This window comes from Desulfovectis peckii (assembly GCF_055391705.1).
The window spans coordinates 2,141,897-2,157,818 of record NZ_AP042409.1; the positions used below are offsets into that span (position 1 = coordinate 2,141,897).

General features: G+C 43.1%; 18 protein-coding genes. All 18 read right to left on the minus strand.

Annotated elements, in window-relative coordinates; all coding sequences use genetic code 11:
* Positions 1 to 7: 7 nt before the first annotated feature.
* Complete coding sequence (greA, locus tag ACZ5NG_RS10650; protein WP_464251775.1) at positions 8 to 481, minus strand: transcription elongation factor GreA; 474 nt, start codon at positions 479 to 481, stop codon at positions 8 to 10.
* A gap of 219 nt (positions 482 to 700) precedes the next feature.
* Positions 701 to 1,777: a shikimate dehydrogenase gene (locus ACZ5NG_RS10655; RefSeq protein WP_464251776.1), complete on the minus strand. Its 1,077-nt coding sequence runs from the start codon at positions 1,775 to 1,777 to the stop codon at positions 701 to 703.
* A 19-nt stretch (positions 1,778 to 1,796) separates the two neighbouring features.
* The gene (locus ACZ5NG_RS10660; protein WP_464251777.1) at positions 1,797 to 2,324 is read right to left on the minus strand and encodes a helix-turn-helix domain-containing protein; all 528 of its coding nucleotides are present in this window, start codon (positions 2,322 to 2,324) and stop codon (positions 1,797 to 1,799) included.
* A 127-nt stretch (positions 2,325 to 2,451) separates the two neighbouring features.
* Positions 2,452 to 3,402: a tRNA dihydrouridine synthase DusB gene (gene dusB, locus ACZ5NG_RS10665; protein ID WP_464251778.1), complete on the minus strand. Its 951-nt coding sequence runs from the start codon at positions 3,400 to 3,402 to the stop codon at positions 2,452 to 2,454.
* Positions 3,403 to 3,407: 5 nt separating this feature from the next.
* A complete protein-coding gene (locus ACZ5NG_RS10670) occupies positions 3,408 to 4,172 on the minus strand; it encodes a type III pantothenate kinase (RefSeq protein ID WP_464251779.1) in 765 nt (254 codons plus the stop codon).
* A gap of 68 nt (positions 4,173 to 4,240) precedes the next feature.
* Entirely contained in the window at positions 4,241 to 4,813 is a 573-nt protein-coding gene (locus ACZ5NG_RS10675; RefSeq protein ID WP_464251780.1) for a biotin transporter BioY, read from the minus strand.
* A 41-nt stretch (positions 4,814 to 4,854) separates the two neighbouring features.
* The gene (locus ACZ5NG_RS10680) at positions 4,855 to 5,826 is read right to left on the minus strand and encodes a biotin--[acetyl-CoA-carboxylase] ligase (RefSeq protein ID WP_464251781.1); all 972 of its coding nucleotides are present in this window, start codon (positions 5,824 to 5,826) and stop codon (positions 4,855 to 4,857) included.
* A 100-nt stretch (positions 5,827 to 5,926) separates the two neighbouring features.
* Complete coding sequence (gene nadC / locus ACZ5NG_RS10685) at positions 5,927 to 6,772, minus strand: carboxylating nicotinate-nucleotide diphosphorylase (RefSeq protein WP_464251782.1); 846 nt, start codon at positions 6,770 to 6,772, stop codon at positions 5,927 to 5,929.
* Positions 6,773 to 6,783: 11 nt separating this feature from the next.
* Positions 6,784 to 8,373 carry an L-aspartate oxidase gene (nadB, locus tag ACZ5NG_RS10690; protein ID WP_464251783.1) on the minus strand — a complete coding sequence of 530 codons (1,590 nt, stop codon included), beginning with the start codon at positions 8,371 to 8,373 and terminating at the stop codon, positions 6,784 to 6,786.
* A gap of 26 nt (positions 8,374 to 8,399) precedes the next feature.
* The gene (nadA, locus tag ACZ5NG_RS10695; protein ID WP_464251784.1) at positions 8,400 to 9,323 is read right to left on the minus strand and encodes a quinolinate synthase NadA; all 924 of its coding nucleotides are present in this window, start codon (positions 9,321 to 9,323) and stop codon (positions 8,400 to 8,402) included.
* Positions 9,324 to 9,455: 132 nt separating this feature from the next.
* Positions 9,456 to 10,304: a pantoate--beta-alanine ligase gene (gene panC / locus ACZ5NG_RS10700; protein WP_464251785.1), complete on the minus strand. Its 849-nt coding sequence runs from the start codon at positions 10,302 to 10,304 to the stop codon at positions 9,456 to 9,458.
* A gap of 29 nt (positions 10,305 to 10,333) precedes the next feature.
* The gene (panB, locus tag ACZ5NG_RS10705; RefSeq protein WP_464251786.1) at positions 10,334 to 11,164 is read right to left on the minus strand and encodes a 3-methyl-2-oxobutanoate hydroxymethyltransferase; all 831 of its coding nucleotides are present in this window, start codon (positions 11,162 to 11,164) and stop codon (positions 10,334 to 10,336) included.
* Positions 11,161 to 12,036: a Rossmann-like and DUF2520 domain-containing protein gene (locus ACZ5NG_RS10710; protein WP_464251787.1), complete on the minus strand. Its 876-nt coding sequence runs from the start codon at positions 12,034 to 12,036 to the stop codon at positions 11,161 to 11,163. Before ACZ5NG_RS10710 ends, panB begins: the two co-directional genes overlap by 4 nt.
* A 338-nt stretch (positions 12,037 to 12,374) precedes the next feature.
* Positions 12,375 to 12,887, minus strand: a complete 513-nt coding sequence (locus ACZ5NG_RS10715; protein ID WP_464251788.1) for an O-acetyl-ADP-ribose deacetylase — start codon at positions 12,885 to 12,887, stop codon at positions 12,375 to 12,377.
* A gap of 12 nt (positions 12,888 to 12,899) precedes the next feature.
* The gene (gene folK, locus ACZ5NG_RS10720) at positions 12,900 to 13,382 is read right to left on the minus strand and encodes a 2-amino-4-hydroxy-6-hydroxymethyldihydropteridine diphosphokinase (RefSeq protein WP_464251789.1); all 483 of its coding nucleotides are present in this window, start codon (positions 13,380 to 13,382) and stop codon (positions 12,900 to 12,902) included.
* 2 nt (positions 13,383 to 13,384) lie between these two features.
* Complete coding sequence (folB, locus tag ACZ5NG_RS10725) at positions 13,385 to 13,750, minus strand: dihydroneopterin aldolase (RefSeq protein WP_464251790.1); 366 nt, start codon at positions 13,748 to 13,750, stop codon at positions 13,385 to 13,387.
* 22 nt (positions 13,751 to 13,772) lie between these two features.
* Complete coding sequence (gene folP, locus ACZ5NG_RS10730) at positions 13,773 to 14,954, minus strand: dihydropteroate synthase (RefSeq protein ID WP_464251791.1); 1,182 nt, start codon at positions 14,952 to 14,954, stop codon at positions 13,773 to 13,775.
* Positions 14,955 to 15,075: 121 nt separating this feature from the next.
* A complete protein-coding gene (locus ACZ5NG_RS10735; RefSeq protein WP_464251792.1) occupies positions 15,076 to 15,921 on the minus strand; it encodes an FAD/NAD(P)-binding protein in 846 nt (281 codons plus the stop codon).
* Position 15,922: the final 1 nt, after the last annotated feature.

Below are 15,922 nucleotides of genomic sequence, written 5' to 3' on the forward strand. Positions count from 1 at the left end.
TTTAAATTTAGAGAATATCTAAAATTTGATATTTAATTACACCGGCGGGCACTTCAACTTCAACAATATCTCCTTTTTTACGCTGCAAAATCGCTTTTCCTACCGGCGATTCATTAGATATCTTATTCGCAGTGGGATCGGCCTCTACCGAACCGACTATTGTATATTTAAGCTCATCCCCAAATTCCAAGTCTTTTAACAGCACTGTTGAGCCTAAAGTAACAACTTCTTTTCCTATATCCTCATCTTCAATTACTTTAGCATTGCGCAGCATTTTTTCCAAGGTAATTATACGCCCCTCAATAAAGGCCTGCTCGTTTTTGGCATTCTCATACTCTGAGTTTTCAGAGATATCACCAAATTCAATAGCCTGCTTAATGCGTTGCGCAATTTCTCTCCGCTTTACGGTTTTTAAATTTTCTAATTCCTCTTCCAATTGTTTTAAGCCCTCAAGCGTTAAAATAATTTCTTTTTCTTTCATAATTTGCTCTACTCCTATCTCTATGTAGATGAATTACTTATCAATCAATATATGTTATTTATACTTCATTATTCACAGTAAAAAACCCCATAGTATGCTGAAAGCACTGCAAAAACCAATCTTTTGCAGTGCTGACAATGCTCCACATTTGTCTAACACATTATAAGGTCAGCTTCAATATTTGTCAAGACACCGAAACAAAGTTGTTTCTAGCCGCTCTTATGAAGCCTTGTTTTTTACATTTCTTTTAATCCGCCTTATTTGCTCATCTGTTACGGCACGCTCAAAAGTGCGCAGACCTGCCAGCTTAAAACCGTGTTTTTTAGCAATATTATTAATTTCTTCCACTTTAGCCACCGTTAAGTCTCTGCCTAAAGAAAAAGATTCATATCTGCCTTCCAAAGAAAGCATCATTGTTTCTGCCATACAAGCATAAGAGGTGCCGCGCGGAAACCCGAAATCAAGGTTAAAATTAACATTGCCGGGGACATCAACTACTCCCCCTTCAATTACCAGCACGTCGTCTCGCTGTTCAACCACCCGTTTAGAAACATCACGGGGACGAGCAACATCACAGATTACCGAGCCGCTTTGTAAATATTCAGGCTCAATTATGGTGTCTACACTGTTTGTCACGGTAATAATAATATTGGCCGTCTTAAGCGCTTTTCTTATATCAGAAGTAACCACTGCCGCAGTACCTGTTTCGTACAATATTTTTTGAGCCAAATTATGTAATTTTGATTTATCTCTACCTACTAAGGTTAAATGTTTAACTTCGCGAGCCATGATCAGCGAACAAACCTTGCCAATAGAACCGGTGGCACCGATAACAACCAAATGACTGTTTGCCAGGTCATGTCCCATCAATTGCGCAGCCCGTTTAGTGCCTTCAATCGCAGTAGCCACAGTATATGTATTTCCGGTAGTAACCGGAATATTTAAATTATTGGCTATTGTAATGCCGGCATCACCTACTACGGAAGTAAAAGCCCCTAACCCTACAATTTTGGCACCAAGTTTTTCTGCCACCTTGCCGGCCTGAATAATTTTATTAATTACAAGCTCTTGATTTAGATTCATTATCTGTTTTGCAGTAAGCGGGCAAGCAATAAACCAGCCTTCTGCTTCCTTCCCTTCTAACGACCTAACACCTGTAATGTGAGAAGCTTTAAAAGGCGGTATCAGCTGGAGTGCTTTTTCTACAATGACATCCGGCATATATTTGGCAATGCTAAATTTTCTGGATACGTCTGATACATCCAAGGGGTGAATAATAAAGGCAAATTTTTCCACAGGCTTCCCCTCCATAAAATTATCCCCGCTTAATAGCTTTCACTATCCCAACAACCATATCACACTCAACATATATATTTTCTTTGATGGGAGATTTACCTATCGGTAAGCCAATCACTTCCTTATCCAGAACCGCTTCAATCAGCTTTATCCTCTTGTCTGAACCAATCACAATTGTTTGTTCACAAGCTTGAAATTTTGAGATCACCGACATGATTGTATTTACTAAATCTAATCCACTGCTACTTTTAACCAGATCCCACCTTTCCTGCTCCGTTAACAGATAGATTACATCTACTCCTTCTTTTTCCAAAGCAGCAGTTAACTCTTCTTTATTGGCAATTGGAAAACCAACCACACCGATACTCTTGCCCTTTCTTATTTCTCCAATATTTTCCAACCGGGAAATAAAAGTACGGTCTATCCCCGTCCGTGCTGCTGTATCAGTTTGGGACAAGCCGTCTGCACGCATTTGTAACAAACTGCTAATGGTATTAAATATTTTTTTCTTGCTGATAATTTTGTTGCCAATTCTAATTAAATCCATAACAATGCAACCTTTATCAGAAAATTTGTGCACAATTTTGTGTACAGTTATATTTTAGCAAAGCATCCTGGTTATTGCAATTAAGCGCTTTTAATTTTAATTAATAAAAAGGTGCTTTAAGCACCTTTCATAAAGCCAATAAAATCGCTTTTAATTCCGCAGATGTTTTTGCTTGGTTAATGCGTTGGCGCAGTTGGGCAGCGCCGGGAAAACCTTTTGTATACCAAGCGGCATGTTTACGCATTTCCCTTACCCCGATATATTCTCCTTTATCTGCAACAATTAAATTTAAGTGGCGAATTGCCATATTTATTCGCTCTTGAGGATCAGGATCAGGTAACAACTCACCGGTTTCCAGATAGGTAATTGTTTGTTTGAAAATCCAAGGATTGCCCATTGCCGCCCGACCGATCATTACGGCATCACATCCGGTCAATTCAATCATTTTAGCTGCATCCTGAGGTCTTTTAATATCGCCGTTTCCAATCACCGGTACGTTAACCGCTTCTTTAACTTGGCGGATGATTTCCCAATCAGCTTCTCCGCTATAGAATTGTTCTCTGGTACGCCCATGCACCGTCACTGCTGCCGCACCTGCTTCTACTACACTGATTGCCAACTCAACGGCATTGATATTTTTCTCATCCCAGCCTTTACGCATTTTTACGGTAACCGGCTTATCTGTCGATTGCACAACGGCCTTGACAATTCTATAAGCCAGCTCAGGATCTTTCATCAGTGCACAACCTTCATTATTTTTGACAATTTTGGGAGCGGGGCATCCCATATTAATGTCTATAATATCTGCGCCTCGATCCGCTACAATTTTAGCAGCGCGCACCATGTATTCCGGATTAGCTCCGAATATTTGTACCCCAAGCGGCCTTGGCTCTTGACTAAATTCCACCATATCCATTGTCTTTTTGTTTCCATAAAGTAGCGCCTGGTCACTGATCATCTCGGTAAATACTAAGCCACAGCCCATCTCTCTGGCGATTAAACGAAAAGCCCGGTCAGTAACTCCGGCCATCGGAGCGGAGAATACTTTATTTGCTAACTTAACTTTCCCTATCTGCATTATAATCAACCCTTGTTGCGATTATATATTAATCGCAAACCAATCAAGGTTAAGTCAGGTTCAACTATATCAATCGTTGCGGATTCTTGGGCAATTAAATCAGCCAACCCCCCGGTGGCCAGCACTTTGCATTCACCTAATTCAACTTTAAACCGGCGAACAATTTCATCCACTAAGCCGGTATAACCAAAAATAATGCCGGCCTGCATGCTATGAACGGTATTTTTGCCAATCACTGATGACGGCTTCTTTAATTCCACTCGCGGTAATTTTGCTGCCTTTCTAAACAACGCCTCTGTTGAAATGTCAATCCCCGGAGCGATAGCGCCGCCAAGGTATTCCCCTTTCTCACTGACTGCAGTGAAAGTTGTAGCGGTACCAAAATCCACAATTATTAACGGCCCACCGTATAAGTTATAGCCGGCAATAGCATTGGCAATAAGGTCTGATCCCACTTCCCGAGGGTTATCCATTTTGATCGGTAGGCCCGTTTTAATGCCCGGACCGACTATGATCGGCTTAATGTTAAAATAGCTTTGACACATTCTTTCTAAATTACCCATCAGTGGCGGTACTACAGAAGAAATAACAATCGCCTTAACTTTGCTAGCTTCTAAATTAGCTTGCCGAAACAAAGCAAGCAGTAAAATACCGTATTCATCAGCCGTGTGTTCCTGCCGGCTTGATATCCGCCAACGGGCAACTAGCTCATCATCTTTAAAAACACCAAATACAATGTTAGTATTGCCTACATCAACAGCCAGTATCATGAAAATGCCTCCACCTGACAAATTACTTAAACAATTTTACCAAAGCAAATATAACTGTGCAACTTGCTTTAAAACTCTCTTTGGCTACCCAGTCTTTTGGCAATGGCATAGGATAGCATGCCGGCCAATAAACCTTTAACTAAATCTAAAGCGATAAAAACCAGCATGCCGCTGATTAGCTGCCATAAAGCAACTGCATTGCCCAAATAGAAATTTAGCATTATATAAGAGTAAGGTAACCCGATAATATAAATCACTGCAATACCGGCAATCATGGCGACAATATAATGCCTTAGGCCGGCCCCTTTACTTTTGCGGCTCAAAAAACCGCTGACGTAGGCCGCCGGTATGTAACCCAGTACAAAACCAAAAGTTGGTTTTAACACATACAGGGGGCCGCCGTATGGTTCGGTAGCAAATATCTGAAAGCCAACCAATCCCATAAGCAAGTAAACCAGCATGCTTAAAGCGCCAAGCCTAGCACCCAGAATGCCGCCGGCCAAAACAGCCATAAAGGGCAACATGCTAAAAGGAATCGTTCCTAAAACAAGCGGGTAAAATCGAAACACAACCGCTACAACTGCCGTTGCCGCTACCATCATTGCGGTTAGCGTCATTTCTCTGGTTTTTAGTTTAATCACACTCACCCCTACCCAATTAATGATAATAAAATCATGGTAATTTATAATCTTAAAGATACATCCCCGGATAGAAAGGTACGCAAGCTGCCGTCATCCATCCTCAACACCAGCGCTCCGCTGTTAGAAACGCCTTCTATCCAACCGTGATAGCTGCCACGAATTGTTTCTACTTTGGCATGACAGTGCTGCGATATGCACCATGTGCGCCATTGTTTTAAAATCGGTTCAAAGCCGTCCTGTTGCCATTTAATATACAGCCGCTCTAATTGACGCAAAACTTCCTGGAAAAGTTTTACTCTTGCTACCGGTAAGCCACCGGCTTCTTTTAATGAGGTTGTCTTTTCTCTTATCTCTTTGGGCCAATCAGAAAATGATGAATTTACATTAATGCCGATCCCTAGCACGACATAGCGAACCCGATCTGCCTCCGCGCCGATTTCCACTAAAATACCGCATATTTTTTTGCCGTCAATCAGCAAATCATTTGGCCACTTAATGCCGCTTCTTAAGCTGCATGTGTTTTCGATGGCTCTTGCCACCGCTACTGCCGATAGCATACATATTTGGGGAATTTCCCCCGGGCTTAAGTTTGGATATAAAATAACAGAAAATAAAATATCTTTACCCGCTTGAGAAAACCATTTTCGACCTAAGCGGCCTTTTCCGCCAACCTGCTGCTCAGCAACTACCACCGTTCCCTCTTGAACACCTTGGGCAGCCATTTTCTTCGCTTCCTCATTTGTTGAAGTCAATTGATGGTGGTGAATAATTTTGCTGCCAAAAATATTGGTGTTTAAGTTGTTACCCACTTCCAAGGGATACAGAACATCAGGAGTATTAATTAATCTATATCCTCGCCGAGGCTGGGTTTCTATTTCATAACCCTCTTGTTTTAATGCTTTGATATGCTTCCATACCGCCGTGCGGGAAATAGAAAAATGTCGGCATATTTCCTCCCCTGATACCCATTCATTTTTATTTGTCTTTAACACTTTTAATATATTGCCTTTCATCAATATCCCCTACCTAAGCGCAAATGTCAACCTGTTGTTTGTTAATGGTTAACCATAAAGATAAATATTTAGTTGTCGGGAACACCCGGCAACTAATGTTTTATTTAATTTCTTCTATGTCCAGACTAATATCTAGTGCTTTAGCGGAATGAGTTATTGCGCCGACTGAAATTAGATTAACCCCGCTTTTAGCTACGGCAACAACCGTCTCCTCTGAAATTCCTCCGGAAGCTTCTACCAGCGCCCGACCGTTAATTAGCTCTACAGCCTCTTTCATAAGAGAAGGCTCCATATTATCCAGCATAATAATGTCTGCTTTGGCCATCAGTGCTTCTTCCACACCGGCCAGTTCTTGCACTTCTACCTCTATTTTTACTGTATGGGGGTTATTGCGCCTGGCCAAGTTAATCGCATTGCTAATTCCCCCGGCAGCCTTTATATGATTATCTTTGATCAAAATTGCATCGTAAAGACCAAAGCGGTGGTTGTAACCGCCTCCAACGCGCACTGCATATTTTTCCAGCATTCTTAAACCCGGTGTGGTTTTTCTGGTATCTACTATCCGCACAGGATACATACAAACCAAATCCACCAAAACTGCCGTTTTGGTAGCAATTCCCGATAAGCGTTGCAAAAAGTTTAATGCCAGCCGTTCTCCCGTTAATATCGCCCGGGCACTGCCTCTTACTTCCGCCAAAACGGTACGTGGCTCAACTTTATCCCCGTCTTTTACTTTAGCTATAAACTTAATTTGGGGATCCAGATATTTAAAAACGCGCTCAGCCACTTCTATGCCGGCAATTACACCGCTTTCTTTAGTATGAATAATTCCTACCGTTTTAGCTGTCTTAGGTACTATGCTGTTGGTAGTAATATCCCCTGTTCCGATATCCTCCTCTAAGCATCTTTTTATGAGATCATCCAAAAGCAAAGAATTAAAATCCATGACATTCTCTCCTATCGCCTGATAATTATGTGTTTTTCCCAAGAGGAGGCTGTTTCAGGAAAGTCCAGTCTAAAATGACCACCCCTACTTTCGGTACGCATCATCGCCGCCTCGGCGATCAATCGGCCCACATCCAACATATTGCGCAGCTCCATCTCTTCCGAATTTCTGCAGCGATGAGTTTTCAACCACTCATAGCGATTAAAAAATGCCAGTGCCTCCGTTAACCGTTGCACCGTGCGCAACGGCCCAACATTTTCTGCCATTGTCAATTTTAGTTCTTGACGAATGGCTGTGTAATCACCTGCCGGTTCTCGGAGGGTATCATTTTTAAATTTCGGGTATTTAACAGTGCCCCGATTTTTACAGCTTCTTTCTTTGGCAATTTTTTCTATAATGCGTCGGCCAAATACCAAACCGTCCAACAGGGAATTGCTTGCCAATCGATTTGCTCCATGCACCGCTAAACAAGCCACTTCCCCGCAGGCATATAAATTTTTGATGGAAGTTTGCCCGTCATGATTTGTTTTTACGCCGCCCATGGCATAATGGGCGGCCGGAGCAACCGGAATCATATCACGAGTAATATCCAAACCATAGCGCAAACATGTTTTGGTAATGTTAGGAAAACGCTCTTTTATTTTTTCAGCAGGTAAGTGCGTTAAATCTAAATAAACGCAATTCTGACCGGTTGCCTTCATCTCGGAAAGAATGGCCCGGGATACAATATCCCTGGGGGCCAGTTCTGCCATACCATGATAGCGAGGCATAAAGCGCTCTCCGTTGCTGTTGCGCAATATGGCTCCTTCGCCCCGAACAGCCTCCGAAATTAAAAACCTCGGTGCTTCTTGAAGTACCAGTGCAGTGGGATGAAACTGAATAAATTCCATGTCCATTACTTCTGCACCGGCTCGATAGGCGATAGCGACACCATCACCTGTTGCCACTTCCGGGTTAGTTGTATAACGGTAAAGTTGGCCGCAACCCCCGGTAGCCAAAATTACCGAATCGCTCCAAAAAATACGGTACTTTCCGGAAATCTCATCAAAGGCCAGTACACCATAGCAGATATTGTCTTGAACCAGTAAATCTACTGCAAAGTGCTGTTCTAAAATTCTCACTTTGCTCTTTTCCGTAACCTGCTCCATCAAAGTGCGCATTATTTCTGCACCGGTGGCATCTCCATGGGCATGAAGTATTCGCTTTTTACTGTGAGCACCTTCCTTAGTAAATGCTAATTCACTGCCGACCCGGTCAAAATTTGCTCCCATATCTATTAGTTCTTGAACCCGTTTCGGGCCCTCATTAACCAGTATTTTAACTGCGTTCACATCACATAAACCGGCTCCGGCCATCAGTGTATCTTTGTAATGTAATTCCGGTGAATCGTTCTTACTCAGTGCGGCAGCAATGCCACCCTGAGCCCGACCGGTGTTGCTGTCGACCATTGTGCGCTTAGTGAGCAAAGTTACTTCAATACCTTTTTCCGCTGCTATATAGGAGGAGTATAAGCCGGCGATACCTCCGCCTATAATCAGCAGTTCGGTATGCTCCTGGGACAAATGGTCGCTGTCAAAATTCACTAAATATTGGCCTTTCATTGAGATTCCCCCTAATTACCGGCAAGTTAGTTTACTGCCAGCATTCTTTCCAAAGAAACTAACGCCTTCTCGCGCACTTCTTGAGGCACAGTTACCCGGGGGGACATAGTCTCTAAAGCCTGTTTTAGCAAAGGCAACGTGGTTAGTTTCATATCTTTGCACAATAATTTACTGCTTAGCAAATAAAACTTTTTATCAGGATTTTGCTTCTGCAGTTGATGTAATATCCCTTCTTCCGTGCCGATAATAAATTCCTGAGCGTTACTTTCTTTGGCATATCTCAGTATTCCCGAGGTACTGGAAACATAATCAGCAAGTTCTGATACCTCCGGTCTGCATTCCGGGTGCATCAGCACAACGGCATTAGGATACTTGTTTTTTGCAGCAAGTAAATCTTCTACGGTAATATCGTTATGCACGGGGCAATACCCCTCCCAAACGGTCACTTCCCGCTGGGCTTGTCTGGCGGCATAAATGCCTAAATTACGGTCCGGTACAAATAAAATATCCTTTTCCGGCGGAATTGACTGAATTATCTTAACTACGTTTGCGGAAGTACAGCAGATATCGCTTTCTGCCTTTACATCTGCCGAAGAATTTACGTATGTGACCACTACGGCATTGGGCATTTCTTTTTTCTTTTCGCGCAAAGCTTGTGCAGTAACCATATCTGCCATGTCACATCCCGCTTCGGCTACCGGCAATAGCACCGTTTTTTCGGGACTTAAAATAGCAGCACTTTCCGCCATAAAGTGTACACCGCAAAACACAATAACCTCTGCATCTGTTTTCGCAGCTGTACGGGACAATTCTAACGAATCACCCACAAAGTCTGCTATTTCCTGAATCTCAGGCTTTTGATAATAATGAGCCAGTATAATGGCCTTGCGCTTTTGTTTTAATTTGTTGATATCGTCCCACAGCTGTCTCACATTATCATCAAATTGCAATTAATACAACTCCTTTTTTTATTTTTCTTGATCTTCTATTATTTTTCTGATAATGTCAACAGTCTATTTTATACTTACTGTGGGTGATAAAGGCAATGCAGCCCCGTTGTTGTGTTACGGCAAAAGAGTCTGTTAGCATTCCAGAATGATATTGTCAATTAACCTGGCCCGGCCAAATTTAGCAGCCACCGCTAACAAAACCCGGCCTTCCAATACTGCTATGTCCTTTAAATCTGGCAGAGAATATAGCTCAACATAATCTAATTCAGCTAATGGTTCACTGTTAATTTTATCAGTTACCAACTTGCGAATAGCTTTGGCATCGCGCTCTCCCTGTTGCACTTTCCCCTCGGCCAATTTTAAACTTTTATATAAAATAGTGGCAGCCTTTCTTTCTTCTTTATTTAAGTATACATTTCGGGAGCTCATAGCTAAACCGTCAGCTTCACGCACAATGGGAACGGTAATTATCTGGGGCCCTAAGTGCAAATCTCGCACCATTCTTTCGATTACAACTACCTGCTGAGCATCTTTTTGCCCAAAATATGCTCTGTCGGGCCGGACAATATTGATAAGTTTAGTCACTACTGTGGCTACACCGGTAAAATGCCCCGGTCTGCTGCGTCCACACAACTTTCCGGTTATGCTTTCTCCAACCACGACCCGCGTATTAAACCCGGTTGGGTACATTTCCTCAGCGGTGGGAGCAAATATTACGTCCACGCCGACACCCTCAGCCAGCTTAGCATCCCGTTCTAAATCCCTTGGGTAGCTGGCAAAATCTTCTTGAGGGCCAAACTGCAATGGGTTGACAAAAACACTGGTGACAACAACATCACATTGTTCTACCGCTTTTTTCATCAATGACAAGTGTCCCTCATGAAAATAGCCCATGGTAGGAACCAAACCGACAATTTTTCCGTTGGCTCTTGCTTTGTTCAGATACTGCTGTAGCTCGTAAATGGTATTAATAATAATCAAATTCACTCACCTCAGGGAATTTATGTAGCCTATAATTTTTTTAATTCTTCTTCCGGCATAGAATAGGAGTACTCTGCTGCCGGGAATTGACGCTGTTTAACTTCATCCCGGTAACTTTGCAAAGCAGTTATTATTTGCTCCCCAATATTGGCATAACGCTTGACAAATTTGGGTTTAAAACCTTGAGTTATACCTAAAAGGTCTTGTATTACCAGCACCTGACCGTCGCAGTGCACCCCGGCGCCAATACCAATCGTCGGTATGTTTAATTCTTCAGTAACTTTTTTACCTAACTCTTCCGGAATACATTCTAAGACGATCATAAAAGCTCCTGCCTGTTCCAATGCTTTAGCGTCATTAAGAAGCTTAGTGGCAGCACTGGCGTCTTTCCCTTGTACTCTGTAGCCGCCAAATTGGTGTACCGACTGGGGGGTTAGTCCAAGATGCCCTACTACCGGTATACCGGCATCGGTTATCGCTTTAACGGCATCACAAATTTCCTGCCCGCCTTCCAGTTTTATTGCCTTAGCCCCACCCTCCTGAAAAATCCGGCCGGCATTGCGCAGCGCATCCTTTACTGACAAGTGGTAAGATAAAAAGGGCATATCGGCAACGACAAAAGTTCTCTTCACACCTCGTACTACCGCTTTGGTGTGATGCACTATATCATCCACGGTTACCGGAATGGTTGTATCGTATCCCAGCATAACATTGCCTAAAGAATCCCCCACTAAAATCATATCAATGCCGGCGCTTTCTACCAATACGGCAGTAGAATAATCGTAAGCCGTCACCATAGTAATGGGCTCTTTTTGCTCTTTCATTTTGAAAAAATCTAAAACGGTTAAAGGTTTGCTCATTTATCTCCCTCCAATATTTTAATTAATTCCGCTGACGTTTTTTTGTCAATAGAGCCTTTACTTACTGCTATTTCTATCGTCAAACGCCCTAACATTTGATATGTCTTTTTATATATGGGGTTTATTTCCCTTAATGCCTGCAGGTGTTTGTTTAAAGTTATTCCGTCCCCCCGTTCAATCGGGCCGGTTAATGCCTTTATAGGGCCTGCTTTTTTTATATTGTTTATGGTGCCCTGAATTAACGGCAGTAACGCCTCTACAGCCTGTTTATTTTCCAAACCAAGTTCCTTTAACATTGATGTTGCCAGATACACGGTAGCAGTCAAATAGTTGGATGCCACTACAGCAGCGGCATGATAAAGCGGTTTATCCTCTTTTTTTATGGTAAAGGCCGTTCCCTTAAGATCCTGTACAACAACATGCAGCACAGCCAAAGCTTCAGCTTCTCCCTCTAAGGCAAAATATGACCCGGGTAAGTTACTGATGGCGGTTTTTACATCGGCAAAAGATTGCAGCGGGTGAAATGAAGCTACTTTGGCACCAAACTTTTGGGCCACTTCAACTGCCGTTGCCGGTAACGAACCGCTGGTATGAGCAACTATTTGACCGCTTCTATAACCACCATCGGCAGCAATGCTTTGGGCGGCGGCAGTTATTTCCCGATCCGGGGTGGTAATAAAGATAATGTCAGCAGCCGTAACTTCAGATGCCTTTTCTGAGTAGCGGACATTTAAACGCTGCCCCAGTTTTTGAGCAGACCTTAACGTTCGACTGGCTACACCTACAATTGGATAACCGGCATTATTTAAAGCTACTGCTAATGCCGAGCCAACCTTTCCTGCCCCCACTATTGCTACAGAAGGTTTCGCCATTTAATCCCTCCGGTTTAAATAATATTTATAATTTGCTCAAAAAAGCAAAAACGACTCCGAGAAACCGGAGTCGTGAGATTACTTGGTTTGCGCCGCGCCTTTCGGCCGGTAGCAAATCTTATACTACCAATCTTAAAAAATCTATTACGATAGTATAAATAGATCAACACCTGGTTTCCGTCTCGGTCCAAATGATCCAAGCGGTTTATTTTATCTCAAAATTATTTAGCTAGCAAACATATAAGCGACCCAGAGGTACAGTTCAGCTGATACCGCCCTCGCAGGGTTATTTTAGCATATCCTGTCAATGTTAAGCAACCAAATTGTTAAAAACCTGTTTAAATTTCGTTCAAAGCTTTCTGATAGGCCTCATAAGCCTGCGTTCCGAAAGTCACTATGATTACTTCTTCCGGCCGTTCCTCTTCGGCTAAGAATTTTTTAATCTCAGCAATGGCAATTTTGGCCGCCCTTTCTAAAGGGAATCTATACGCGCCCGTGCTAATTGATGGAAAGGCAATGGTTTTAATCGGGTACTGAGCGGCTAATTTTAGGCTGTTCCGATAGCATCGGGCAAGCAGTTCATCTTCTCCGTTATTGCCTCCCTTCCATATGGGGCCAACGGTATGAATTACCCACTTAGCCGGCAGCTTATATCCTTTTGTTATTTTAGCCTCCCCGGTTGGACAGCCGTTTAATTTTCGGCATTCTTCCAAAAGTTCAGGTCCTGCCGCCCGGTGAATGGCACCGTCAACACCGCCGCCTCCCAGCAGGCTGTTGTTGGCAGCATTAACAATGGCATCCACCTGTTGCTTTGTGATATCACCTTGAATAACCTTTAATCTTTGTGACAAGCTCTTCACCCCCTAGTTTATTTTATAAATTTCCTGTGTTAAGCGCAGTTCTTCTGCCAATTCTTTTGCCGTTTTGCCGCCGGCAACTTTCAAGTCAGGATTCAAATCCGCCAACGGAACCATTACAAAAGCTCGCTCAGCCATTCTGGGGTGCGGCAGTACTAACTCTTTTGTGTTCATAGTAATGTCTCCGTATAACAGCAGATCAAGATCCAGCGTCCTTGGACCCCATTGCACAGTTCTTACCCGGCCCAAATCTTTTTCTATTTGCAACAACTTTTGTAGCAATTCTTTTGCCGGCAGAACAGTTTCAATTTCGGCAACGGTATTCAAAAACCAGTCCTGCTCCGTGTAACCCCACGGTGCGGAGGAGTACAGCGGTGCCACTTTCAGTATCCGTATCTCTGCCGGTATTTCCAAGAGCTTTAAGGCCATATTAATATTTTTTTCTTTTTCTCCTAGGTTACTGCCAATACCAATATATGCTTTTGTCATTTTTAAACCTCTTTTGCCGTTCTTGTTATTTCTACCGCCATATAAGCAAAAGCGCCGGCTATCGGTGCCTGTGGCTTTTTAACCCGTACGGTAATTTTTTCTAAGGCAAAATCTTTAATTAAGCGCTCGGCAATGTTTTCTGCTAACGCCTCAATCAACTTGTATTTATTACCGGTCACGATCTCCCGCACTTGACGATAAACATCGGCATAACTGATAGTTTTAGTTAAATCATCGCTTTTTCCTGCCGCTTTTAATTCTAAATACATTTCTACATCAATTAAAAATTGTTGGCCTAAGCGCTGTTCTTCCGGCAGTACACCATGATATCCGTAAAACTGCATGTCCTTCATAATAATCTTATCCATAATTCCTGCATTTCCTTTCTTGTTATCTAACTATTGCATCAGTCATTTGGCAAAGCCGGGCTATCTCTTTTACATCATGTACCCGGACAATATCCACACCCTTGGCAATGCCTAATGCCACGGTAGCCGCTGTACCTTCTAAGCGCTGATCCACCGGCAAATTAAGTACTTTCCCAATCATTGACTTGCGGCTGGTACCTAAGAGAATGGGGTAACCCAAAGTTTTTAATTCATTAAGCCGGCGCATTACTTCTAAGTTTTGCTCCAGAGTTTTGCCAAAACCAATACCGGGATCGACAATTATTTTTTCTTCGGGCAGGCCGAATGCCATTGCCTGGTGGGCAGCCCGCTTCAAAAATTCAATAATATCCAACATCATATCGCGATACTCGGTTCCCTTTTGATTGTGCATCAGAATTAAAGGCACGTTATATTCTGCCGCCACTTTAAACATCTGACCGTCATTTATTTGTCCCGCCCATTGATCGTTTATAATATGAGCGCCGGCCTCAAGGGCTTGTCTTGCTACTTCGGCCTTGGTAGTATCAACTGATAGCAACACCGGCAGTTCTTTAGCCAAACGTTCGATAACCGGAACAACCCTTTCCGCTTCTACAAATGCCGGTACCGGCTGATAACCCGGTCGGGTAGACTCCCCGCCGATATCAATGATGTCGGCGCCGTCTGCCACCATTTTACTTGCATGCTGCAAAGCTTTGTCTATGTCGTTATACTTACCTCCGTCAGAAAAGGAATCCGGTGTGACGTTTAAAATACCCATTACCAGTGTGCGCTTACCCAGTTCAAGTTTCTTTCCCCGACAGTCAATAATCCGTTTAGGCGGTGTTTCCAGATTACTCAAAGTTTCCTCTATCTTCTGTGCTAAGGGCTTTAAATTAAAGGGCTGAAGCTTTAGTTTGGCACAAACTTTTTTAATTTGGGCAGTAGTTCCCATTAACAGTATATCTGTTTCTTCCACACTGTGATTTACTACTCCCCGGGCTACTGCTGCCTCACCGCCTGCAGATAACATCTCCTGCTTAATAATATTGGCTTGGGTGGGTGTAACGGATTTAAGCTTCAACACCCGAAAAACCGCCTTTTCAGCCATATGCTGTACTCCCCATGGATCACAGCCTATCATAGCCAATTCTTTTTCCGCCTCACTGCGATTATGTATTTCCACACAGCGAATAGTATTCATTTAACTCACCTTCCCGGTTCAGTATACATTAGTTTTAGTATACATTGCTAAAGTAATTTGTATTAGTACCGGTACTATTAAAGATACCCCCGGGATACATATCCCGGGGGTATCTTTGTTTTTAATATTCGTTAGGCATATTTTTCAGTTGAGCTAAAGTAAATACCGGGCCGTCTTTGCACACGTACTTGCTGCCGATATTGCAGCGTCCGCACATGCCCAAGCCGCACTTCATTCTCATTTCCAAGCTCATAATGATTTGTTCCGGCTTAAAGCCCAGTTCTTCCAGTACCGGTTGGGTAAACTTAATCATTACCGGCGGTCCGCAGATAATGCATACCGTGTTTTCAGCACTGGGCGCTACTTCCTTGGTTACTGCCGGTACAAAGCCTACGCGACCCTTCCATCCTTCTACCGGACGGTCGATGGTGGTTATCATGTTGATGTCGTCGCGGCTTTCCCACTCTTTTAGTTCATCTTTATACAGCAACAGTCCGGGATTCCTTGCCCCGTATATCACCGTTATGTCTCCATAGTCCCCACGACGAACCGGATCCAGCAGGTATTTTATCGTAGAGCGCAACGTGGTGAACGCAAAGCCACCGCCGATAATAACTACGTTTTTACCTTTGAATTCTTCTACCGGGTAGTAGTTCCCCAGCGGGCCACGTACCCCTACTATGCTTCCTTCTTCTAAAAGGTGCAGCGCTGTCGATACTACACCTACTTTGGCTACCGAAAATTTCAGTATCCCAGGTTCGTTCGGCGAGGAGGCTATACCAAACGGTGCTTCGCCTTTCCCGTATACCATTACTTCGGCAAACTGTCCCGGCATATATTTGAAGTTCTCTTCATCTTCTTTGTTGATAAATTCTAATGTAAAGGTGTGGATCAGTTTGTCTTCTGTTTCGGTAAAGTTCTTTACCAGTCTCATCGGTATCGGCAAATATGGGTTATTTTTATTCATT